Below are 20284 nucleotides of genomic sequence, written 5' to 3'. Positions count from 1 at the left end.
CGGGCAAAGATACCCGACGCGGTGCGTTTAAAGTAGGGTGCGCAGCTTAGCTGCGCCCAGCCAGGGGTAGGGTGCGGGGCTTGCCCCTGCCCAGCGGGCGCGCCATCAGGATGCGGGAGCCGGGGAGGGCGTCCGGTCCGACGCCCTAGGCGTCCGACCGGCTGTCGGGCGCGCCGGTAGCATGCCGTTGTTCGGCTTGGCCTGACAACAGCCGGTCGGACGCCTGAGGCGTCGGACCGGACCACCTGCTGGCGCGCCGGGCCCGGACGCCGGGCGGGGACAAGCCCCGCGCCCTACGTGTAATACCGCCGTGTCATCAAGCGCTGGGCCTGGCAGCGCCAGGCGGCCAGCACGATGAGCAGACCCTTGGCCGTATCCAACGCCAGATTCGCCGGGCGGCCAAAGGCCAAGTAGATGCCTAGCCCGAGGCCTATCCACCAGAAGCCCAGCAGGTAGCAAAGCACATAGAAGTGCGGGCGCCGCCGCCACACCTGCGAGAACGCCAGCGCCGCCACCAGCGTGATGAAGAGCAGCGTCCAGCCCAGCACGTAGCCCAGAAACGCGGTTTCGGGCGAGTAGCGCACCTGAAACTGCGCCAAGGTGAAGGCCGGCGCGAAGAAAGCGCCCGCCGCCAGCGCCGCTTCGGCCGCCACGGCCAATGCCAACAACCACAGCAGAATCGTGCGCGCCATGCGAAACGGGGGAAATGAGCGGAAGGAGAAACAACGCCGGCCCGCCGGCGCCAAAATGGCGGGCCAAGCTAGCCAATTAGCCCCACAATCCCGCTCACTCCTACCCCCTTACCGCCGAACCAAGGCTCATCGTCGCTCAGCTGGCCCTAACCTGCGACCAACTGCGCCGCCCGCCCGCCACCCCCAGCCGCGCCCGCAGCCACAGCAGCCCCAGCGCCGCCAGCAGCAGCCCGAACAGCAGGATGGTTTGCATAAAGCGCATCTTGTTTGATAATGAAGTGAGCATTAGCGCGGCGCGGTTCATAGCAGCGCCAGCTGCACCACGGCCAGCAGCAACAGCGCCAGCAGCAGCGCCGAAGCGGGCAGCACTCCGCGCAACAGGCGCAGGCGGCGCGCATCGGGCGAGGGCGCCCGCTCCTGCCAGGTGAGCAGCAGGGCCAGCGCGGCTACGTCGCCGGCGCAGAACAGCAGGCCCAGGACGGTGAGGGCGAATTGGGGGAGCGTGGTCATGGAAGGAATACTCTATTTGTCTCTTGTGTCCGCTCGCGCGCAGGTGAGCAGGTGTTCATCAAAACCACGGTCCCCAAGACTGATTGTCGAATGGCAATGCTGCCATTGTTAAGAGTGCCATCAGACACAAGATTTGGAACATTGCTAAGCACCAACGCCATACAAACAAGATTGGGGCTAACCAGCCTAATGTAATCATGCCTTCGGACCCATCTAATGACCAGAGAACAAAGACAGCATACTTCCAAATCAGAATGTGGGCAACTGCGAAGCCGATGAAGGCAGCAGTATATCCAACCCAAAAGCCATTTTCATCGGATGAGACAGCGTAAGCTAAAGTCTTTGCAACATAGGCAAATGCCATACTACCCACGATACAGCCAACTGTCCACAATATGCTGATGTGTAGCCGGCGACTAAATTCCTGCTTCATGCTCCTTTCATTTGGTTTATTTGAAGCCGTTCAACTCCCGGTTAGCCCACCACCCGCTCACCGTGCGGCTCTGCAAGTTCAGGCGCGGAAAATCGGCCCGAAACTCCTGTTCCTTGGCCGCCAGCCGGGCCTGGGCGGATTCTAGGGAAATGACCTCAAACCGGCCGTAGCTATCCGTTCCGACCAGCGTCGCGGCCTGGGTTAGCACGGCGCGCTGGGCCAGCAGCTCGGGCAGCACGCGGGGCGGCATATCGAGCAGGAAGCCGATGTCGAGGGTGCGGAAGCGGGATTGCAGATTGTAGCGGGCCATCCAGATTTCCCAGTTGCCGGCCGCCAACAGTAACAGCACGGCGTAGGCGGCCCAGGCATTAAGGCGGAACAGGCTGAAGGCCGAGCGGCGCTGCCAGATTTTCAGCCCGACCGTGCCCAGGCCAAACAGCGTGAGCAAGAGAAAAAAGCAGACTCCGATGCGCTTGTACGCCAGGCCGGTGTGCAGGATATAGTAGTAGTTGCGCAGCCCGACCGAGACGGCCAGCACCGCGTTTTGCGCGAGCCAGACCGTGGCGGCGCCGCGCAACCAGCGCCGGCCGGGGGCGTAGAAATTGAGGTTGCGCCGGAAAAACCAGAGCATGATGCCCGCCGCCAGCAGGATGCTCACAATCAGCACGTAGGTGCCCTCGTGCACGAACTGCGTGAGGTCGAAACCGGCCGGCGGCGTGAAGCCAAACCAGAGCAGGTTGATGTCAATAATGTTGACGACCAGCAGCAGCGCGTTCAGCAGCCCGAACACGGCCAGGGCCACGTAGTATTCCTTGCGCAAATCCAGCGAGCGGAAGGCGCGCAGCCGGAAATCGGGCCAGCGCACGCCCAGCGAGGCTACACTGTCGCGCTGCCGGCGGATAAAATCGCCCAACCGGCTTTCGTGGTCGGCGAAATAGTAGACCGGCACCACGACCAGCGCGCCCGCCGCGACAAAAAAGCTCACCCCGAAGAATAGCAGGTGCGGCAGCGAGATATCCGGCAGCAGCCGGCCTAGCCACTCGCCCAGCACGGCCAGCATCCGCCCGCTCAGTTCCGCGTACACTGGGTTAGCGAGGGCGAAGAGCAGGTGAAACACGCCCAGCAGCCCCAGCGGCACGCCCAGCAGCCGACCGTAGAACCAGCCGCGGCGCAGCCGCTCGCGCCCCGCGCTGGCCTGGCCGGGCTGCCGCCAAGTGCGCCATACCGCCGCGCCCGCCCGCCAGCCGCTGCTCAGGGCCGTGAGCAGCGCATTGCTCAGCAGCCGCAGCCCCGGCTGATTGAGCTGGCCCAGCACCAGCAGTAGCGAAACGATGCAAGCCAGCACTGCCGCCGTCGAGCCATACCAGGCCACGAGCCCGGCACCCAGCAAGCTGCCCCCTACCCCCACCCAAAAGGCCCAAGCCCGCCAGACCGCCGCGTGGCGTGGCAGCCGCGCCAGCTGCACGATTAAAATAAAAGCGGTGTAGACCAGGAAGTTGAAGCCGGCTGCTTCGGAGTAAAACAGGTAGTCGCAGAGCACCGCGCCCAGCGGCACGAGCACGGTGGCGAGCAGGGCGGGCGCCCGGTAGCCGGGCTTAACGGACACGTCATGGGCAGGCCAGGCCGCAGCGGCTGGAATGGTTGGATTCATTTTTAAAGTGCTTTGTTTTTCAAAGTATATGTAGCTAAAAAATCCGCTTCCTCAGCGGCTTGAACATTCTGCGTCATCTGCGCAAATACTGCGCCCTCTGCGGGAGGCGACGCTAGCGCCGACCACGCTGCCATAACCTACCCCCGCAACAGCTTCTCCAACGCCGCCAGATGCGCCTGAAACGCCGCCCTACCCCCCTCCGTCGCCGCATACGTCGTGTTCGGCTTCTTGCCAATAAACTGCTTGCTTACCAGCACGTAGCCCACCTTTTCCAGCGCCGCCACGTGCGAGGCTAGGTTGCCATCGGTCAGGTCCAGCACTTCCTTTAACTCGGTGAAGCTCACCGACTCATTAGCCAGCAGCACTGCCATTACCCCGAGCCGCACCCGATGGTCGAAGGCCTTGTTGAGCGTATGAATCAGGTGCTTCACGGCGAAACGAGAGCGGCCCCGGCGCGCTCGTAGTGGTTATACATCAGCAGGCCATACCCGATGTGGCCCAGCCCGAAGCCCGCCGCGAACAGCACCAGCCCGTAGCCGGGCAGCAGCAAGCCCAGCAGCCCCAGCCCGATTTCAGTCAGCCCCAGCCAGCGGATTTCATCGAGCGTGTACTTGCTGCCGTTGAGCAAGGCCAGCCCGTAGAATAGCAGCAGGCCCGGCACGACCAGCTCCACGGCCCCGCTCAGATACAGCCGCAGGCAAAACAGCCCGCCCGCCACCAGTGGCACGACCAGCGCCAAGGCCAGCCGCCGGGCCGGGCCGTTCCAGACCGGCCGCCCATCGCGCCGGGTGCGGCGCACCGTGAAAAACACCGCCAGCAGTAGCGCCGCCGCAATCATGGCCGCCGCCAGCGCCAGCAGAAACGGCAGCGCCGCCAGCCGCTCGGCGAGCGTGGACGAGAGCAGCCGCCCAAACCCGCTGGCCTCGTACTCGCCCCGCGCCCCGAACCGCTCCTGAAAGTAGAAGTGCGTGCCGGCCGCGCCTACCAGCGCCACCACGCCCGCCCCTACCCCACTCAGCCCGCTGAGCGAGATAAAGCGCGAACTGCGCTCCATGATGGCGCGAATTTCGGTAAGCTGCGCCAGCGGGTCGGCGGGCGAGGAGACGGCGGGCTTCATAGTTCTCGAAGTGCTTTGTGACGCAAAGTTACTGGAGAGTTTGATATATTCGCCTCACCAAAAAAATTTATGGTTCATTCTCCGCTTACACGCTCACTGATACGCTCACAAAGCGTACAATTATGGCTTCTTACCAATGTTATAGCCATACTGTCATGGGTATTCATAATACTGTTAATCAGTAGAGATGAGGTCTCAATTGGCATAGCAGCTGGCTTGCTGATGACTATTATTTCAGCTCCGATTATTATACCGTCCGCATGGCTGTTCCCGCAGCTACTGCAAACCGAACCGCAGCGGCAGCGATTATTATCTGTTTATGGATTAGCTATCGGGTTTGGAATAAGTAGCATAGTGCTCTGTCTATTGCTGGCTGCATTTCGGGATATGATTTATCTTGGCCGTTTAGTGGAACCAGAATTCTTACTCGTCTTAGGGTTAATAGTTTTGCCTTATCTATTGGCTGGACTAATGGCAACAACTTGGGTGTATAAGCCGTGGCTTTTCCGCCCTGATGAGCCGCTTTCATGAATTGATTTTAGCAGTAACAGGCGACTCAATTCCCTACCCCCTCTCCCCGCGTGAAGCTCCGCCTGCAACTGCTCGAACTTGAAGACCAGCCGTGGTTTCCGGCCGTCATCCGGGCCGGGATGATGGACTATCTGCGGTTCATGATTACGCTGCTGCACACCTACCGGCCCATCGCGCCGCTGCTGGCTGAGGGCCTCGCCCGCACCGGCCAAACGCACGTGCTGGAGCTGGGCGCCGGCGCCGGTGGCGGCACCGAGGACGTGTGGCAGGCCCTGCGCCAGCAGCCCGGCCTGGCCGAAGTCCGCATCACCCTCACCGACCTCTACCCCCAGCCCGCCGCTTGGGCCGACATCGCCCGGCGCACCGGCGGCGCCATTCAGGGCTGCGCGCCGCCCGTCGATGCGCTGGCCGTGCCCGCGGCCCTGACTGGCTTTCGGGCCATCTTCTCGGCGTTTCACCACTTCCCGCCGCTGGCCGCCGAAGCCCTGCTGCGCGACGCCGTGCGGGCCGGCCAGGGCATCGCCGTGTTCGAGGGCGCGGGCAAGCACTGGCTCGAAATCGGCCTGGCCTGGACCGTGCTGCCCGTCGCGCAGTTGCTGCTGACGCCTTTTTTCCGGCCCTTCCGACTCAGCCGGCTGGTGTTCACGTATTTGCTGCCGCTCATCCCGCTCGGCACCATCTTCGACGGCACGGTTTCCATCCTGCGCCTCTACCCGCCTGACTACCTGCTGCGCCTGGCCCGGCAAGCCGACCCGGCCGGCCGCTACGAGTGGCAGGCGGGCAAAAAGCGCCACTGGTGGGGCCCGGAAGTCACGTACCTGATTGGCTGGCCGGAGGGCAATTGATAGTGAACAGTGAAGCAGTGGGCGAAAGAACGTCATGCTGAGCTTGCGAAGCATTTCGCTCGGTTAGTAATCAATGGCTCACAACGATTGAATTACTTCCCCCAGCGAGATGCTTCGCAAGCTCAGCATGACGTTCTTTTGTGTCCCTGCTAACTGCCTGTCCATTGTCAATTGCCAATTACAAAAAGGCGCTGCCGCTGCTGCGCATCCCGTTTTCGCTCTACCTGATGCCGGTGTTCTGGTTTGGGCTGAGCGCGCTGCGCGGGCCCTGGAGCGGCGGGCGGGCGGCGGCCGTGTTCGTGGTGGTGCACCTGCTGGCCTACCCCGCCTCCAACGGCTACAACTCCTACTACGACCGCGACGAGGACAGCATCGGGGGCCTCAAGGCGCCGCCCAAGGTGACGCCGGAGCTGCTGCACCTGGTCTGGCTCTTCGATGCGCTGGCCGTGGGCGGCGCGGCGCTGGTGTCGGGCGCGTTTGCCGGGCTTATGGTGCTGTATCTATTGGTGTCGAAGGCGTACAGCTACGAGGGCATCCGCCTCAAGAAATACCCGCTCCTGAGCACGGCAGTGGTGGTGGTGTTTCAGGGCGCCTACACGTTCTTGATGACGCAAGTGGGGGTAGGGAATAACGCAGCGGCCTTGTTTGAAAATACCAACCTGCTGCTGGCCGTGGTCAGCACCCTGTTTTTGTGCGGCTCCTACCCCCTTACCCAGGTCTACCAGCACCAGGAAGATGCCCGGCGCGGCGACCGCACCCTGAGCTTGCGGCTGGGTGTGCGGGGCACGTTCATCTTCGCGGCTCTAGGGCTGCTGGCGGGCGCGGCGGCGCTAGGGCTGGCCTACTGGCTGCGGCAGGAACCGCGGGCGCTGCTCGTGTTTTTGCTGGCCACGGGGCCGGTCGTGGCCTTGTTTGGGCGCTGGGCCTGGCTGGTCTGGCACGATGCGGTGGCGGCCAGCTTCGAGTGGGCCATGCGCATGAACCAAGTGTCGTCGCTGTGTTTGAGCGCTGCGTTCGGGCTGCTCGTGCTGGCGCGGCAGCTGGGTTGGGCCGGGTTTTAGGTGGGAAAATAAGAGGGGGTAGGAGGATAGGAGGGAAAAAAGGCGGTCATGCTGAGCTTGCCGAAGCATCTCGCGGGCAGCACTAATTCAATCGTTGTTTATCACTAATTGCCTTCCCTCAAGCGAGACGTCTCGGCAAGCCCGGCATGACCGCCTTTTGCCTCCTACCCCCTCTTATTCTCCTTTATCCTTCAGCATCCGCCTGCCGCAGCGCGGCCTCCACATTGGCGGCCAGCGCGGTATAGGACTGGTAGCCGCGGGCCAGCACGTAGCCCTGCTCGCCCAGGCGCAGCACCACCGTGGGGAAGCCCCGCACGCCGGTGCGGGCCACGGCGGCAAATTCCTGCTGCGTGGCGCGGGCCGCGTCGGGGCTGCGCCAGCGGGCTTCCCAGGCGGCGGCGTCCACGTCAGCATACAACTCAGTCAGAATCTGCTGGTAGGTGGCGGCCTCGTTCAAATCCTGGCCATCCCGAAACAGCGCCGCCTGCACGTCGTGGGCAAAGGGCACGGCGCGGCCGGGGTCCCGGGTCCCCTCCAGCTGCCGGAACGCCACAATAGCCCGGCTCGGCGGCTCCGAGTCATACACGTAGTCGCCGGCTTCGGCCAGCTGCCGAAAAGCCGCGCCAAACTGCACGCCCGTGGCCCGCTCCACGTCGCCCAGCGCGTCTTTTATGTAGCCCCAGTTTTCCTTGATAGGCCCGGCCCGCTCGCCCACGGCCATGCCGCCGCAGAGCACCGTCACGTCGAGGCGGCCGGCGTAGTCATGCTTGAGCTGCTGAATCACTGGGCTCAGGCCATAGCACCAGCCGCAGAGCGGGTCATGCAGGTAGAGGAGTTCGGGGCGGAAATCAGGAAGCGGGACGGGCGGCACGCAGGCAGGTAGGATGGGGAATATGACCCGCCGAAATTACAACTAATCCAAGCTCGAAATAATATTTCTTCCCGTTTTATGACTATCCCAACAAAGCATAGTATCTTGAGAGCTTACCTAGGTGCCGCTGAAAGCTGAACCACCACTTGCAATTTACCTTGCAGGCCGCTTTTATAACATATCGTCCAGCTTATTGAAGCTTAGCTGTTAATTTCTACTTCTGTAAGATGGGGCTCCAAGCACTCTATTGCGCTTATTCAACTAAGGTCAGCTCACGGGCTCGCCACCAATCCTTGCTAATGCAAAAATCTAAAATCGAGCAGCTTCACCTGATTCGTGCCATTGCCATGATAGGTGTCGTGCTGACGCACGCCAAATTCGTGCTCTGGAGCGGGGGTGAGGCCTACTTGGCCAAATACCCTACTGCCACCTGGCACCCGACCGATTACCCCTTATTCTTTACCGACTTAATCAGCTCGCTCGGCGAGCAGCGGGTGTACCTGTTCTTTATCTTATCGGGGTTCTTTATTCAATATTCGGTCCGGCATGGCTTTTCACTGCCGGCCTTCCTGCGCAAACGCTTGCTGCGCATCTATCCGGCTTACGTGGTTTCGGCCCTGCTCGCTGGCCTGGCGCTGTACGTGGCCGTTAAGGTGATAAGTCCCGCTATCTACACCGAGCACCTGCGCGAACTCAACTCCCGCCTGGTTTCCAGCTATCAGGGCCTGACGGTTTCGTCCCTGTTGCACACCCTGTTTTTCACCAACGACGGCGAATATTTTGGGCTGACCATCCAGTACTGGTCGCTCAAGCACGAAATGCTGTTCTACGCGTTGTTTCCCTTCTATGTCCTTTGCAGCTTCCGGGGCCAACTTGGCCTGCTAGGGCTTGGCCTGGGGCTGGCTGCTTTCACTACCAACTCCCTGGTATTTTGCCAGTTGTTTTTTCTGATTGGCATGTTGTTTTATCAGCTCTTCGAGCGCGGAATTCAGCTGCCAGGCACCTGGCCCGCCTGGGCCTACTGCACCGCTTTCGGAAGCCTCTACCTCAGTATTTATCTGCTCAACAAGCTGCAATACAAGTATACCAGCAGCCTGCTGACCGTGGTCCTGGCTTTCCTGGCTCTTGAATTTCTGCTTACCCGCCCCGTCAGGGTGCCCCGGTTTCTGACTTGGCTTAGCACCATCAGTTACTCGGTGTATCTCAACCACTTCTGGGGCCTGCTGCTGTACTACGCCGTGCTGTCGCGGCTCTCGGGTGAGCTGGTATTCTACAGCCGGTGGCCGTACTACACGGGAGCAATAGTAGCGGTGCTGTGCTCCCTGCCGGGCTATTATCTGCTCGAAAAGCCCATTGTGGCCTACCTGCGCCGCTCCGGCCGCCAAGGGCAGGCGCCTACGATAACTCACGAGAACACCACCGGCTTGCCAAAGCTGCAACTGCTCCAGTCGGCCGCCCAAATAGTGCGGGTGGCCGTGGCCGAGAAAGCGTAGCTAGTGCGTCGCGGCCTGTTCAGCCGCCGCACAGCTTGCCTGGCATCGGGTGCGCCGCGGGGCTCACTATTTTTTCACTAGCAGTTTGAGCGCTAGCGCCAATGCTGCCGCAAAAAAGCCTTTCCCCGCGGGGAAAGGCTTTTTTGCGGCAGCATTGGCGAGGCAAACAACTCAGCCATTCATCGAAATCAGAAACTCCTCGTTGTCCTTGGTGCCCTTCATACGGTCTTTGATAAACTCCATCGCCTCGGTGGCGCTCATATCGGTCATGAAACGGCGCAGAACCCACACGCGGTTCAGCTCGTCCTTGCTCATGAGCAGGTCTTCGCGGCGGGTGCCGGAGGCGGGCACGTCGATGGCCGGGAACACGCGCTTGTTGGCCAGCTTGCGGTCGAGCTGCAACTCCATGTTGCCGGTGCCCTTGAACTCCTCGAAAATTACTTCATCCATCTTCGAGCCCGTCTCAATCAAAGCGGTGGCGATGATGGTGAGCGAGCCGCCGCCCTCCACGTTGCGGGCCGCGCCGAAGAAGCGCTTGGGCTTTTGCAAGGCGCCGGCATCAATACCGCCCGAGAGAATGCGCGACGAGCTGGGCTGCACCGTGTTGTAGGCGCGCGCCAAACGGGTGATGGAATCGAGCAGAATCACCACGTCGTGCCCACACTCTACCAGGCGTTTGGCCTTTTCAATGGCCATGTCCGCGATGCGCACGTGCTGGGTGGCCATTTCATCGAAAGTGGAGCTGAGCACCTCGGCTTTCACGGTACGGGCCATGTCGGTTACTTCCTCGGGGCGCTCATCAATCAGCAGAATAATGAGATAGACTTCGGGGTGGTTTTCGGTGATGGCGTTGGCCACTTCCTGCAAGAGCACGGTTTTGCCGGTCTTGGGCTGCGCCACAATCAGGCCCCGCTGCCCCTTGCCGATGGGCGCAAACAGGTCCATAATCCGGGTGCTGTACTGGCTGGATTTGGTGCTGAGCTTGAGCCGCTCGTTGGCAAAAAGCGGCGTGAGGTGGCTGAACGGCACCCGGTCGCGCACTTCTTCCACGGTGCGCCCATTGATGTTGTCGATGCTGACGAGGGCAAAATACTTCTCCCCTTCGCGCGGCGGCCGAATCTGGCAGGCCACGGTGTCGCCGCCCTTGAGGGCAAATTGCTTGACCTGCTGGGGCGACACGTACACGTCGTCGGGCGAGGCCAGGTAGTTATAAAAGGGACTGCGCAGGAAGCCGTAGCCGCCGTCGGGCATCAGCTCCAGCGTGCCGCCCCCTGGCACCACCAGCTCCAGCTCCGGCGCCCGCGGCGGGCGCGGCGCCTGCTGCGGGCCCTGCCCATCGGGGCGCGGCGGGCGCGGCTGGTCGGGGCGGTTTTCGCGGCTCTGCCCGTCGCGACTCTGGCCATCACGGTTTTCCCGCGGGGCGAAACGGTCTTCGCGACGCGGCTGGTCCTGGCCGTTGCGGGGCTGGTCGTTGCGCGGCTCGCGGTCGGGACGGCCGTTCTGGTCCTGGCCGTCGCGGCCGGCTAACTCAGCGCGGGCGGGCTGGTCGGCGCGCGGCTCCCGCGGCTGGTCGTTACGAAACTCACGCTCCGGACGCGGCTCGCGGGGCTGGCCGTTGTCGCGGTTTTGGTTGAAATCTGCGCGGGGCTGGCCGTTGCGGTTGTCACGGCCGTCCCGCTCGGGGCGACCGTCCCGGTCTTCCCGAAACTCGGCGCGGGGCGCGTCCTGGCGGGCAAAGCGCGGCTCACGGTTGTCACGGTCGCGGTTGTTGCGGCGCTCGTCGCGGTCGGGGCGGGCGTCGCGGTTTTCCCGGTTTTCGCGGCCACTCTGGTCCCGGTCGCGGGCTGGCAGCTCAGCAGCCGCTACGGGGGCTTCCGTCTCGCTGGGCGGGCCGGGCTGGGCCGTCACGGCGGGGCCGGTGGCGTCCACGGCGTCGGCGTTGCGCAGGTCCGGGTTTTCGGGGGTCGGGTTGGTGCCGGGCTCGGGACGCGGCGGCAGGGGTCGGCCGAGGCGGTCGGTGCGCTGCCGGCCGCCAGTGCGCGGCGCCGGGGCGGGGCTGCCGGGTGCCGGGGCAGCCTCCGCCGTAGGTGCTGCCAGCGCTTCGCCGGCTGCTGTGCCGTTCACATTTGAGTTGTCCGCGTGGTTGTCGGAACCGGCATTCGTGTCGGCCGGGGCCAGGGCATCGGCCGGAGGCGCGGGAACCGCTTCAGCGGCCGGCGCCTCCGCAGCCGGCACTTCCGCAGCCGGAGGGGGGGTAGGGGCGGCAGCCGGCGCTGGCCGCGGCGCCCGTGCCGGGCGAGCGGGCGCCTCCGCCCGGCCATTGCGGGCGGCGCGGCCGTTGCCATTGGCGGCGGGCGGGGGAGCCACGTCAGAGAAGGGCAGCTCAGCTACCAGGACGGGCGCGGCGGGCGTCACGGGCGCAGCCGAAGTGGCGCGGCGCGGCGTGGGCACGGCAGCGGCCGGTGCGGGCGACTCGCCATCGCCGGCCGGCACCAGGGCCTGCTGATCGAGAATCTTATAAATCAAGTCCTGCTTGCTCAGGCGCTTGAAGTTGCCGACGTGCAGCTGCTCCGCGATTTCCTTGAGGTCAGACAAGAGCCGGTCTTTCAGCTCACTAATGGTGTACATACGGTAGGATAGAGGGAACACAAATGGCGGCCGGGGCCCGCGAAAAGGAGCCGGACGGCACAAAGCCAGCTAGTATCAACAGCACGGGCGCCACGGCCCAGACAAGCAAAGGCGGCGGCGGGCTGCCGGAAGGCAACTCTCGGCACGAGGCAAACGGGGGCAGTAAAGGAGGCAGCAGCGGCGAATGGCTCCGGGCGAGCACAAAAATCGGACCCTGAAACGGGCAAAGCCGCCCGCGGGTCCGGCCCCACGGGCCGGCTTGCTTCCGCAATGATAAGGCTTTACGCACGAACGGCCAAATTGGGTTAGGCTTTGAACAAGTCGTTTTTAACGCTTGCCATCCCTACCCCCCTCCGTCATCCTGAGCTTGCGAAGGACTTTATCACCGTTGAACAACTCACAGTAATCACTTGATTAGTGCTTGTTCTAACCTGACGGGGTCCTTCGCAAGCTCAGGATGACGGAGGGGGGGTAGGGATGACCGTCTTACTTTTGCCCTGACCACTCCCCACTGCTACTAGCTATTTCTCCTCAACACCATGCTCCAAATCGCCGTTCTGCGTGACCAGCCCGAGAGGGTGCTGGCCGGCCTCGCCAAAAAACACTATCCCACGGCTCAGGCCGACGTGCAGGCCATCCTCGCCCTCGACCAGCGCCGCCGCCAGCTCCAAACCCGCCACGACGAAGCCAAAGCCCACGGCAACGAGCTGGCCCGCCTCATCGGCCCGCTTATGAAAAAAAAGCAGACTGCCATCGCGGACCTGCCTGTTCAAGATGAAAACGCGCTGGAAAAATTTCAGGCTGACGCCCTGCTGGCCAAGCAAACCGTGGCCGAAGCCGCCGCCGAGCTAACCCAGACCGAGCACGAGCAGCAGCAGCTTTTGCTGCGCCTGCCCAACCTGCCCCACGCGAGCGTGCCCGAAGGCCGCCGCGCCGAAGACAACGAAGTGGTGCGCGAAGTCGGCCAAACCCCTACCCTCCCCCCCGGCGCCCAACCCCACTGGGACCTGATTAAAAAGTACGACATCATCGACTTTGAGCTGGGCAATAAAATCACCGGCGCGGGCTTTCCGGTCTATAAAAATCAGGGCGCCCGGCTGCAGCGCGGGCTGATAAACTTCTTTCTCGATGAGGCGCGGGCGGCCGGCTACGCCGAGATGCAGCCCCCGATTCTGGTGAACGAGGCTAGCGCTTACGGCACCGGCCAACTGCCCGACAAGGAAGGCCAGATGTATCACGACGAGCGCGACAACCTCTTCCTCATCCCCACGGCCGAGGTGCCGCTCACTAACCTCTACCGCGACGAGATTATTCCCGCCGACAAATTGCCCGTGCGCCTCACCGGCCACACCCCCTGCTTCCGCCGCGAGGCCGGCTCCTGGGGCGCCGACGTGCGCGGGCTCAACCGCCTGCACCAGTTCGACAAAATCGAAATCGTGCAAATCACCCGGCCCGAAACCAGCTACGAGGCGCTCGAAGCCATGCTGGCCCACGTCGAAGGCCTCTTGCAAAAGTTAGGTTTGCCCTACCGCGTGCTGCGCCTCTGCGGCGGCGATATGAGCTTCGCCTCGGCCCTGACCTACGACCTCGAAGTGTGGAGCGCCGCCCAGGGCCGCTGGCTCGAAGTCAGCTCAGTGTCGAATTTCGAGACCTTCCAGGCCAACCGCCTCAAGTGCCGCTACAAGGCCGAGGGCGGCAAAACCCAGCTCCTGCACACGCTTAACGGCTCGGCGCTGGCCCTGCCCCGCATCGTGGCCGCGCTGCTGGAGAATAATCAGTCAGCTGAGAGCATTGCGCTGCCGGCGGTGCTGCACTCCTACTGCGGGTTCGGGCGGATTGTCTGAACCACGGATTTATCGGATTAAACGGATTAGTCGGATTTTGAGGACGATTCCGCTTTCAACTGCATAGGTTATAATCTGTAGAATTAATTATTTACTTTAAATAGTATACTTCTGGACAGTCAGTACAATCAACTTACGGGCAGCATCATCGGGTGTGCAATGGAAGTACATCGCACACTAGGCAGCGGTTTTCAGGAAGTAATTTATCAGCGCAGCTTAGCAGTAGAGATGGAAAAAGCAGGGTTAGTCTTCGGACGTGAATTAGAGATGCCACTGTTCTATAAAGGGGTAGATGTGGGCTCGCGGCGCGTTGATTTTTTGGTAGGCAATGCGGTGTTAGTAGAGCTAAAAGCGTTGCATGAACTTACACCTACCCATTTTGCCCAAATCATCAACTACTTGGAAGCATACCAACTCGAAGTAGGTTTGCTCATCAACTTCGGCGAGCGAAGCCTACGCTTCAAACGTTTTGTTAAAAGTCAGTCCCACACGGCGTAAACATGTCGCAAGGGATGTAATGCAGTTGAAAGCGGAATCGTCCTCAAAATCCGACTAATCCGTTTAATCCGATAAATCCGTGGTTCAGACAACTACCGCCCGTCGCGTGGGGGCGGCAGATTCAGGTCCAGCTTTTGGTCGCGCATACATTTGAAATGACCTTGCGGGCACTGCGCGAAGCCGATTTTCGAGCACGGGCGACACGGCAAACCCGGCACTTCGAGCACCCGAAACTCGGTGCGGTAGGGATACATGCCGAAGGCGGGCACGGTATTACCCCAGACGCTGAAAATCTCCTTCTTAAACGCGGCGGCAATGTGCATCAGGCCCGTGTCGTGGCTGACTACCAGCTGCGCCTGCCGCACCAGCGAGGCCGACTGGTGCAGCGAGAAGCGCCCGCAGCCATTATAAATGAGTGGCTGAGTGACTGAGTGACTAAGTAACTTCTTAGGGAAGTAATAGGGACTGTCGGGAATGGTGGCGACGGCGGGCGCGGCCTGGACCGCCTGTTTTTCGAAGGCCAGTTCAATAATGTGGCCGACGCTCTCATCCTCGGGGCCACCGAGCAGAATGATAGGACGACGCAGATTGGCGCACAGCTCAATCAGCTTCTCGACCGGCAGGCGCTTGGTGGCGTGCTGCGCGCCGATGGCCACGGCCACGTAGCCGCGCTGGAAGCCGGCGGGCAAATCGGCCAGGCTCACTTCCTGGTCTTCAGGGATGAAGTAATCGAGCCCGCGGCCGTCGTTGCGCACGCCGAGCGGGGCGGCGGCAGCCAGGTATCGGTCAACGATATGCTGGCGGGGCAGCACGTTGATTTTAAAGTTTACCAAGAGCCACTTCTGCCAGTTCAGCTTGTCGAATGAGGTGCTCGGCACGCCCAATTGAAGCTTGAGGAGGCTGGTGCGCAGGTTGTGGTGCAAGTCAATTACGTAGTCAAACCGCTCGGCCCGCAGCTCTTTGACCAGCTCGCGCAACGAACCAGTGAGGTAGTGCCCCTTGGCAATGAATGGGTTAGGCTCAATCAGGCCCCGGTAGGCGGGCTTGGTGGCAAAGTGCACCTGCGCGCCCGGCACTTGCTGGCGCAGGGCCCGCACTACGGGCGAGGTAAGCACGATGTCGCCGATAGAAGAAAAGCGGAGTACTAGAATTTTCATAGCAAAAAGCCCGACCGCCCAAACTTCCCTCCTCATTTATAGAAGGGAATTTATGTGTGCGTTACTCAAACAAGGACGACTTGGAAACCGGCAGCGCCTGAATGCCAGCTTTGCGCTGCTCAAAATACGCGGCGGCCTCGTCCACGGTCTTGGCGTTGAAGGTCATCGCCTTGGTTAGCAGACCTTTGCGGCCCATCAGTACGCCGTAGCGCATGTCGGCGTAGCCATCGGTGTGGTGGGCGTCGGGGTTGATGCTGAGCTGCACGCCCTGGTCGAGGGCGTAGCGCACCCAGCGCCAGTCCAGGTCGAGGCGCCAGGGGTTGGCGTTGATTTCAATGATGACCTGGTGCTCGGCGCAGGCGTCAATAACGGCTTTGTAGTCAATGGGGTAGCCTTGGCGACGTAAGAGCAGCCGGCCGGTGGGGTGGCCGAGCATGGTGCAATACGGGTTGCGAATGGCGCGCAGCAGGCGCTCGGTAGCGCGCTGCTCGTCCATCTTCAGGTTAGAGTGCACCGAGGCCACCACGAAGTCGAAGCTGGCCAGCACATCGGGCGCGTAGTCAAGGCTGCCATCGCCGAGAATGTCGCTCTCGATGCCCTTGAAGATGCGAAACGGCGCCAACTCCTTATTTAAGCCGTCAATTTCCTGCTGCTGCTGGCGCACGCGCTCCGAACTCAGGCCATTGGCGTAGTGGGCGGCCTGCGAGTGGTCGCAGATGCCGAGGTACTGGTAGCCGTGGTCGCGCAGAAACGTGGCCATCTCGCGCAAGGAGTGGTTGCCGTCGGAGTAAGTGCTGTGGTTGTGCAGCGAGCCGCGCAAATCCTTATCTTCCAGCAAATCAGGCAGCTGTTGGGCGGCGGCCAGCCCCACTTCGCCCAGGCCTTCGCGCAGCTCGGGCACCACGTACTGTAAGCCAGCCTTTTCGTAGATGGCTTCTTCGCTGAAAAAACGCTCGGTGCCGGCCCACTGCCGCAGGGTGGCGGGCTGGCCCGGTGGCCGGCTTGGGCCGGCGGGGGGGGGTAGAGATTCGCTCAGGTGGGCTTCGGCGCCGGTGAGCAGGAAAAGCTGATTAATAAATTCTTCCGCCTTGACCACCAGCACCTCCACCGGCGCGCCCGACTGCGTGGCCGTGCCGCGCCAGGCGAACGGGCCGGAGCGCTGCGGCGCGGAACTCAGCCCGTCCAGGCTATTGAGCACCTGATGCACGGCGGCGGGCTGCGCGGTCGCGGCCACCAGCCGCACCAGTTCCACGGTTTCGAGGCGGCGGCGGATTTCGCCGGCCACGGCTACCTGCTCGGTCTTCAGCGCCTCACGCAGGCGGCGCTGGAGGTCGTCGGCCAGCTGCTCGGCCTGGGGGTAAAGCAGCTTGCCGCGGCTCTGGTCGGTGAACTCCAGGGCGGCCAGGATGCTGTCCTGGGTTTTTTGGCCAAAGCCCTTGAGCTGGGCCACGCGGCCGGCTTCGGCGGCTTCGCGCAGCTGGTCGGGGCTTTCAATACCGGCCTCGCGCCAGAGCTGGCGGATTTTCTTGGGGCCGATGCCCTTGATTTTGAGCATCTCGACCACGCCGGGCGGCGTGGTGTCGAGCAGGCGCTGCAACTCCTCGAATGTGCCGGTGTCGAGCAGCTCGGCTACTTTGGCGGCGGCAGTTTTGCTCAGGCCGGTGCGGTCGGGCAGGCCGGAGCGCTCGACTTCGGCCACCGGAAACTGCAGCTGCTCCAGGGCCGTGGCCGTGCCTTCGTAAGCGCGGATTTTAAAGGGATTTTCGTCGTGCAGCTCCAGCAGCTGCGCGCAGAGGCGAAAGGCGCGAATCAGGGCGCGGTTGTCCACGGGAAGGAAAATTATGAATTATGAATTAAAAATTATGAATTAAAAATCGAAGTCGCCTAGCTGACAAACGCAGCCTGACGGCCCTCATTTTTAATTATTAATTCATAATTTTTAATTTCCGGAAGCGAATGGGAAGTGGCTAAAGGTAGCGGGCGAAGGCCGTACCTTCATTGGCAGAGCGCATTTTCGATTCTACGAAAATTGTGGGCTCTCATCTTAGGCTCCGCCAGCAATGCTCATTATTCGTCTTTTCGCCCTGACGGCCCTACCCCTGCTGCTGGCCGCCACCTGCCAGCCCGCCGACCGGGTGCCGGGGCTCCCGCCCGCGCTCAAGCTCAAGCCGCTGTACGGCACCTGGCTGCACTCGCAGGAGGAAGACCGGGGCGACACGCTCGTTTACCGCCCCAATACCTACAATTTCCCGCCCAGCCGGGGCCGCACCGGTTTCGCCATCGGGCCCGGCGGACGCTTCACGCAGTACGACATTGCCCCCACCGACGGCCTGCAGGGCCAGGCCGGCACCTGGACGCAGCGAGCTGGCAACCGCCTGCGCATCCAGCTGAGCAGCGAAAACGCCACGGCCTACGAGCTGGAAATAGTGCGGCTGGAAGGCAAAAAGCTGTACCTGCGGCGGCTGGAAATGGCGAAGTAGGGCCGGGCGCTTAGCAGGGGGGTAGGGAATTTATAGCAGGCACTTGTTAAATCCCTACCCCCTCCTCAAGTGCCAGGCACCAAGCACCGTTATGAATTACTGGCTCGTCAAGTCGGAACCCTCGGCCTACTCGTGGGCCGATTTCGTCAAGGAAAACGGCACGGCCTGGACCGGCGTGCGCAACTACCAGGCCCGCAACAACCTGCGCCTGATGCAGCCCGGCGACCTGGTGCTCTTCTACCAAAGCGTGCGCCAGCCGCAGGTGATGGGCCTGGCTGAGGTGGCCGCGCCGGCCGCGCCCGACGGCACAGCGGCGCCCGGCAGCCCTTGGGTGGCGGTGGCGCTGCGGCCGGGGCCGCCCCTACCCCACCCGGTGCCGCTGGCCGCCCTGCGGGCCGACGCGCGCCTGAGCGAGCTGGCCTTGCTGCGGCAGTCGCGGCTGTCGGTGGTGCCGCTGCGGGCCGCCGAGTTTGATGCCGTGCTGGAACTGGCCGGAATGGTGTAACTTCCCTGCCCCAAGCTACGCTACTTTACGCTCTCCTCCCGGCGAGCCCCGGCCCGCTGCCCACTGCCATGAAATCTTCTCTTGCGCTGCTTGTGCTGCTGCCGCTGCTGGCCGCCTCTCCGGCCTGGGGGCAGCGCCTGCGCCCGGTGGCGCCCGGCCGCCTGCCCGAAGGGCCCGGCCCCGTGGGCACTACCCTGCGCCTGACGCCCCCGCCGCCCGTGCCCGAGAAAAGCCGGCGCCGGGCCGGCGCCGCCCGGCCGGCGCCGGACTCGGCGGCGCCAGCCCAAACCGCCCGCCTGGAACTGCGCCTCAGCGAGGCCGAAAACGAGGTGCACGTGCAGCCGCTGGCCGCCGACAGCTCGGTGGTGGTGCTCATCGGCCAAGACGCGCAGGGGGGTAGGGACGACGGCTTTTACTTTCAGCACTACGCCGCCGACCTGCGCCGCCGCCGCGAGGTGCCGGTGGCCGTGCCGCCGGAGTTTCGGTTTGTGCGCCTTTGTGCCGAGGCGCGGGTAGTCTATGCCCTGTTCAGCTCGCGTGACCAGCCCGGCCGCCTCTGGGCCGTGGCCTACGATGCCGTGGGCGGGCAGCTGCGCACCCAGCTGTTTGAAACCAAGCTCAGCCGCGAGGTGGTGGAGCTGCGGGCCGTGGAGGGCTCGCTGTTTGCCACCGTGGTGCTGACCGACGCCACTCACCTGACGGCCCTGCTGCTGAACGTGGCCACCGGGCAGTTCCGGTTTCTGGCCAGCATCTACGAGCCCCTGCCCACCCAGCTCAGCTTCGAGGCCGACGAGCGCACGGGCAAGGCAGCCTACGTGCTGAGCCAGAACAATGGGCGCAAAGCGCGCTTGCAGCTCAAGCAGCTCGGCACCAACGGCCAGCTGCTGGGCGCCGAGGTGGTGCAGGCCGAGAGCGAGCGCAACCTGCTCACGGCCCAGCTCAGCCCGCTGGCCGACTCCAGTGCCCGCCTGCTGGCCGGCACCTATTCGCTGCGGGAGCTGAGCTACGCCCAGGGCTTGTTTGCCACCGACCTGCGGCTGCCGGCCACCGTGCCGGCCGGCACTGCGCCGGCCGCGCTGGCGCGCGCGCCGCTGCGCTTCTATGACTTTCTGCGCTTCAAGCACTTTTTCGATTTCCTCAAGCCCCGCCGCGAGCAGCGCCTGCGCCAGCGCGCCGCGCGCCGCCAGCAGCAGGCCCTGGCGCCGCTGCGCTGGCGCTACCGCCTGCTGCTGCATCCTATGCAGCCGCTGCCGGGCGGCGGCTTCGTGCTCACGGCCGAGGTGTATTATCCGCACTACCGCTACAACAACTACGGGCCCTCAATGGGGCTGGCCTCGGCTGGCACTTATGCTGGCTATCCGGGCTACAGCTACTACGGCGGCAACCGCTCGTTCGACGGCTACAGCACGTCGCACGCCGTCATCTGCGGCTTCGCCTCCGATGGCACTCTGCTCTGGGACAACTCCTACGTAGTGAAGGACTTGCGGCGCTATGAGCTGACCGAAGCCATCCGGCAGGCGCCGCTGCCTGATGGGCGCCTCGTGCTGGCTTACCTTCAGGACGACGAGCTGCACTACAAAATTGTGAGCCAGGCCGCGCCTTCGGCCAACGACCTGCTGGTGCCGCTGCAAACCAGCTCCACCGGCACCGGCGAAAAATCCTTCGACGCCTCGGCCACCGACTTGCAGCCCTGGTTTGGCACCACGTTCGTGGCCAGCGGCTTTCAGCACGTGCGCCCCGAGGGCGGCGTGGCAGAGCGGGAAGTGTTTTTCCTCAACAAGGTCACGTTCAAGTAGCTTTTCTCCGGGTTAAGGTGGGCGGCGCCGGTGGGAAGGGAGCTGCAATGCGCCGGCACTGCAAGGCCAGAGGCCAGCTGGGCGGGCGGCGCTTGGGCGCCCGGCGCGCAAAATTCTGCGGCGAACTCATCTAAGTTTGGCGTGCTGCGTTTGAAGCGCTACACTTTCCCTA

The 20284-nt window shown here is 63.1% G+C and carries 20 protein-coding genes; 9 read left to right on the top strand and 11 right to left on the bottom strand.

Going from position 1 to position 20284, the window contains the following annotated elements; all coding sequences use genetic code 11:
- Positions 1 to 293: 293 nt before the first annotated feature.
- The 7 genes from ACFE70_RS15860 to ACFE70_RS15830 all read right to left on the bottom strand — a co-directional run bounded on the left by ACFE70_RS15860 (position 294) and on the right by ACFE70_RS15830 (position 4403).
- A complete protein-coding gene (locus ACFE70_RS15860; protein WP_375418749.1) occupies positions 294 to 692 on the bottom strand; it encodes a hypothetical protein in 399 nt (132 codons plus the stop codon).
- A 136-nt stretch (positions 693 to 828) separates the two neighbouring features.
- Positions 829 to 954 carry a hypothetical protein gene (locus ACFE70_RS15855; protein WP_375418748.1) on the bottom strand — a complete coding sequence of 42 codons (126 nt, stop codon included), beginning with the start codon at positions 952 to 954 and terminating at the stop codon, positions 829 to 831.
- Positions 955 to 992: 38 nt separating this feature from the next.
- Positions 993 to 1202 (bottom strand): hypothetical protein, encoded by a 210-nt coding sequence (locus ACFE70_RS15850; RefSeq protein ID WP_375418747.1) that lies wholly within the window; start codon positions 1200 to 1202, stop codon positions 993 to 995.
- 58 nt (positions 1203 to 1260) lie between these two features.
- Entirely contained in the window at positions 1261 to 1566 is a 306-nt protein-coding gene (locus ACFE70_RS15845; RefSeq protein ID WP_375418746.1) for a hypothetical protein, read from the bottom strand.
- 85 nt (positions 1567 to 1651) lie between these two features.
- Positions 1652 to 3241: a DUF4173 domain-containing protein gene (locus ACFE70_RS15840; protein WP_375418745.1), complete on the bottom strand. Its 1590-nt coding sequence runs from the start codon at positions 3239 to 3241 to the stop codon at positions 1652 to 1654.
- A 182-nt stretch (positions 3242 to 3423) separates the two neighbouring features.
- A complete protein-coding gene (locus ACFE70_RS15835; protein WP_375418744.1) occupies positions 3424 to 3717 on the bottom strand; it encodes a winged helix-turn-helix domain-containing protein in 294 nt (97 codons plus the stop codon).
- Entirely contained in the window at positions 3714 to 4403 is a 690-nt protein-coding gene (locus ACFE70_RS15830) for a hypothetical protein (RefSeq protein WP_375418743.1), read from the bottom strand. The genes ACFE70_RS15835 and ACFE70_RS15830 overlap by 4 nt, the downstream gene beginning before the upstream one ends.
- A 222-nt stretch (positions 4404 to 4625) precedes the next feature.
- Between ACFE70_RS15830 and ACFE70_RS15825 the strand changes: the two genes are divergently transcribed.
- The 3 genes from ACFE70_RS15825 to ACFE70_RS15815 all read left to right on the top strand — a co-directional run bounded on the left by ACFE70_RS15825 (position 4626) and on the right by ACFE70_RS15815 (position 6840).
- Positions 4626 to 4934: a hypothetical protein gene (locus tag ACFE70_RS15825; protein ID WP_375418742.1), complete on the top strand. Its 309-nt coding sequence runs from the start codon at positions 4626 to 4628 to the stop codon at positions 4932 to 4934.
- Between the two features lie 50 nt (positions 4935 to 4984).
- The gene (locus tag ACFE70_RS15820) at positions 4985 to 5779 is read left to right on the top strand and encodes a class I SAM-dependent methyltransferase (protein WP_375418741.1); all 795 of its coding nucleotides are present in this window, start codon (positions 4985 to 4987) and stop codon (positions 5777 to 5779) included.
- Positions 5780 to 5943: 164 nt separating this feature from the next.
- Entirely contained in the window at positions 5944 to 6840 is an 897-nt protein-coding gene (locus tag ACFE70_RS15815; protein ID WP_375418740.1) for a UbiA family prenyltransferase, read from the top strand.
- Positions 6841 to 7024: 184 nt separating this feature from the next.
- On the opposite strand, the gene ACFE70_RS15810 is transcribed toward ACFE70_RS15815, so the two are convergent.
- Positions 7025 to 7711 (bottom strand): DsbA family protein, encoded by a 687-nt coding sequence (locus ACFE70_RS15810; protein ID WP_375418739.1) that lies wholly within the window; start codon positions 7709 to 7711, stop codon positions 7025 to 7027.
- Positions 7712 to 8010: 299 nt separating this feature from the next.
- Here ACFE70_RS15810 and ACFE70_RS15805 point away from each other — a divergent pair, with 299 nt between their 5' ends.
- Entirely contained in the window at positions 8011 to 9204 is a 1194-nt protein-coding gene (locus ACFE70_RS15805; RefSeq protein WP_375418738.1) for an acyltransferase family protein, read from the top strand.
- 171 nt (positions 9205 to 9375) lie between these two features.
- Here the strand turns inward: ACFE70_RS15805 and rho are convergent, their stop codons facing one another.
- Positions 9376 to 11832: a transcription termination factor Rho gene (rho, locus tag ACFE70_RS15800; protein WP_375418737.1), complete on the bottom strand. Its 2457-nt coding sequence runs from the start codon at positions 11830 to 11832 to the stop codon at positions 9376 to 9378.
- 539 nt (positions 11833 to 12371) lie between these two features.
- Between rho and serS the strand changes: the two genes are divergently transcribed.
- Entirely contained in the window at positions 12372 to 13676 is a 1305-nt protein-coding gene (serS, locus tag ACFE70_RS15795; RefSeq protein ID WP_375418736.1) for a serine--tRNA ligase, read from the top strand.
- Between the two features lie 105 nt (positions 13677 to 13781).
- The gene (locus ACFE70_RS15790; protein ID WP_375418760.1) at positions 13782 to 14174 is read left to right on the top strand and encodes a GxxExxY protein; all 393 of its coding nucleotides are present in this window, start codon (positions 13782 to 13784) and stop codon (positions 14172 to 14174) included.
- Between the two features lie 92 nt (positions 14175 to 14266).
- Here ACFE70_RS15790 and ACFE70_RS15785 read toward each other — a convergent pair whose 3' ends face one another.
- Together ACFE70_RS15785 and polX are read right to left on the bottom strand one after the other, a co-directional pair.
- Positions 14267 to 15331 (bottom strand): glycosyltransferase family 9 protein, encoded by a 1065-nt coding sequence (locus tag ACFE70_RS15785; protein ID WP_375418735.1) that lies wholly within the window; start codon positions 15329 to 15331, stop codon positions 14267 to 14269.
- A 61-nt stretch (positions 15332 to 15392) separates the two neighbouring features.
- A complete protein-coding gene (polX, locus tag ACFE70_RS15780) occupies positions 15393 to 17159 on the bottom strand; it encodes a DNA polymerase/3'-5' exonuclease PolX (RefSeq protein ID WP_375418734.1) in 1767 nt (588 codons plus the stop codon).
- Between the two features lie 232 nt (positions 17160 to 17391).
- Between polX and ACFE70_RS15775 the strand changes: the two genes are divergently transcribed.
- From ACFE70_RS15775 to ACFE70_RS15765, 3 genes are all read left to right on the top strand, one after another.
- Positions 17392 to 17811: a hypothetical protein gene (locus tag ACFE70_RS15775; RefSeq protein ID WP_375418733.1), complete on the top strand. Its 420-nt coding sequence runs from the start codon at positions 17392 to 17394 to the stop codon at positions 17809 to 17811.
- A gap of 91 nt (positions 17812 to 17902) precedes the next feature.
- Positions 17903 to 18316: an EVE domain-containing protein gene (locus ACFE70_RS15770; protein ID WP_375418732.1), complete on the top strand. Its 414-nt coding sequence runs from the start codon at positions 17903 to 17905 to the stop codon at positions 18314 to 18316.
- Positions 18317 to 18384: 68 nt separating this feature from the next.
- Complete coding sequence (locus tag ACFE70_RS15765; protein ID WP_375418731.1) at positions 18385 to 20112, top strand: hypothetical protein; 1728 nt, start codon at positions 18385 to 18387, stop codon at positions 20110 to 20112.
- Positions 20113 to 20284: the final 172 nt, after the last annotated feature.

This window comes from uncultured Hymenobacter sp. (assembly GCF_964243305.1).
Taxonomy (GTDB): Bacteria; Bacteroidota; Bacteroidia; order Cytophagales; family Hymenobacteraceae; genus Hymenobacter.
This window is presented reverse-complemented; position numbering and strand designations above follow the sequence as displayed.

Bases quoted from the DNA above. Each gene is read 5' to 3' on its own strand.
- ACFE70_RS15785 (WP_375418735.1), bottom strand. From the start codon at position 15,331: ATGAAAATTCTAGTACTCCGCTTTTCTTCTATCGGCGACATCGTGCTT.
- serS (WP_375418736.1), top strand. From the start codon at position 12,372: ATGCTCCAAATCGCCGTTCTGCGTGACCAGCCCGAGAGGGTGCTGGCC.
- ACFE70_RS15825 (WP_375418742.1), top strand. From the start codon at position 4,626: ATGACTATTATTTCAGCTCCGATTATTATACCGTCCGCATGGCTGTTC.
- ACFE70_RS15805 (WP_375418738.1), top strand. From the start codon at position 8,011: ATGCAAAAATCTAAAATCGAGCAGCTTCACCTGATTCGTGCCATTGCC.
- ACFE70_RS15850 (WP_375418747.1), bottom strand. From the start codon at position 1,202: ATGACCACGCTCCCCCAATTCGCCCTCACCGTCCTGGGCCTGCTGTTC.
- ACFE70_RS15830 (WP_375418743.1), bottom strand. From the start codon at position 4,403: ATGAAGCCCGCCGTCTCCTCGCCCGCCGACCCGCTGGCGCAGCTTACC.
- ACFE70_RS15770 (WP_375418732.1), top strand. From the start codon at position 17,903: ATGAATTACTGGCTCGTCAAGTCGGAACCCTCGGCCTACTCGTGGGCC.
- ACFE70_RS15775 (WP_375418733.1), top strand. From the start codon at position 17,392: ATGCTCATTATTCGTCTTTTCGCCCTGACGGCCCTACCCCTGCTGCTG.
- ACFE70_RS15845 (WP_375418746.1), bottom strand. From the start codon at position 1,566: ATGGCATTTGCCTATGTTGCAAAGACTTTAGCTTACGCTGTCTCATCC.
- ACFE70_RS15860 (WP_375418749.1), bottom strand. From the start codon at position 692: ATGGCGCGCACGATTCTGCTGTGGTTGTTGGCATTGGCCGTGGCGGCC.
- ACFE70_RS15855 (WP_375418748.1), bottom strand. From the start codon at position 954: ATGCGCTTTATGCAAACCATCCTGCTGTTCGGGCTGCTGCTGGCGGCG.
- ACFE70_RS15765 (WP_375418731.1), top strand. From the start codon at position 18,385: ATGAAATCTTCTCTTGCGCTGCTTGTGCTGCTGCCGCTGCTGGCCGCC.
- rho (WP_375418737.1), bottom strand. From the start codon at position 11,832: ATGTACACCATTAGTGAGCTGAAAGACCGGCTCTTGTCTGACCTCAAG.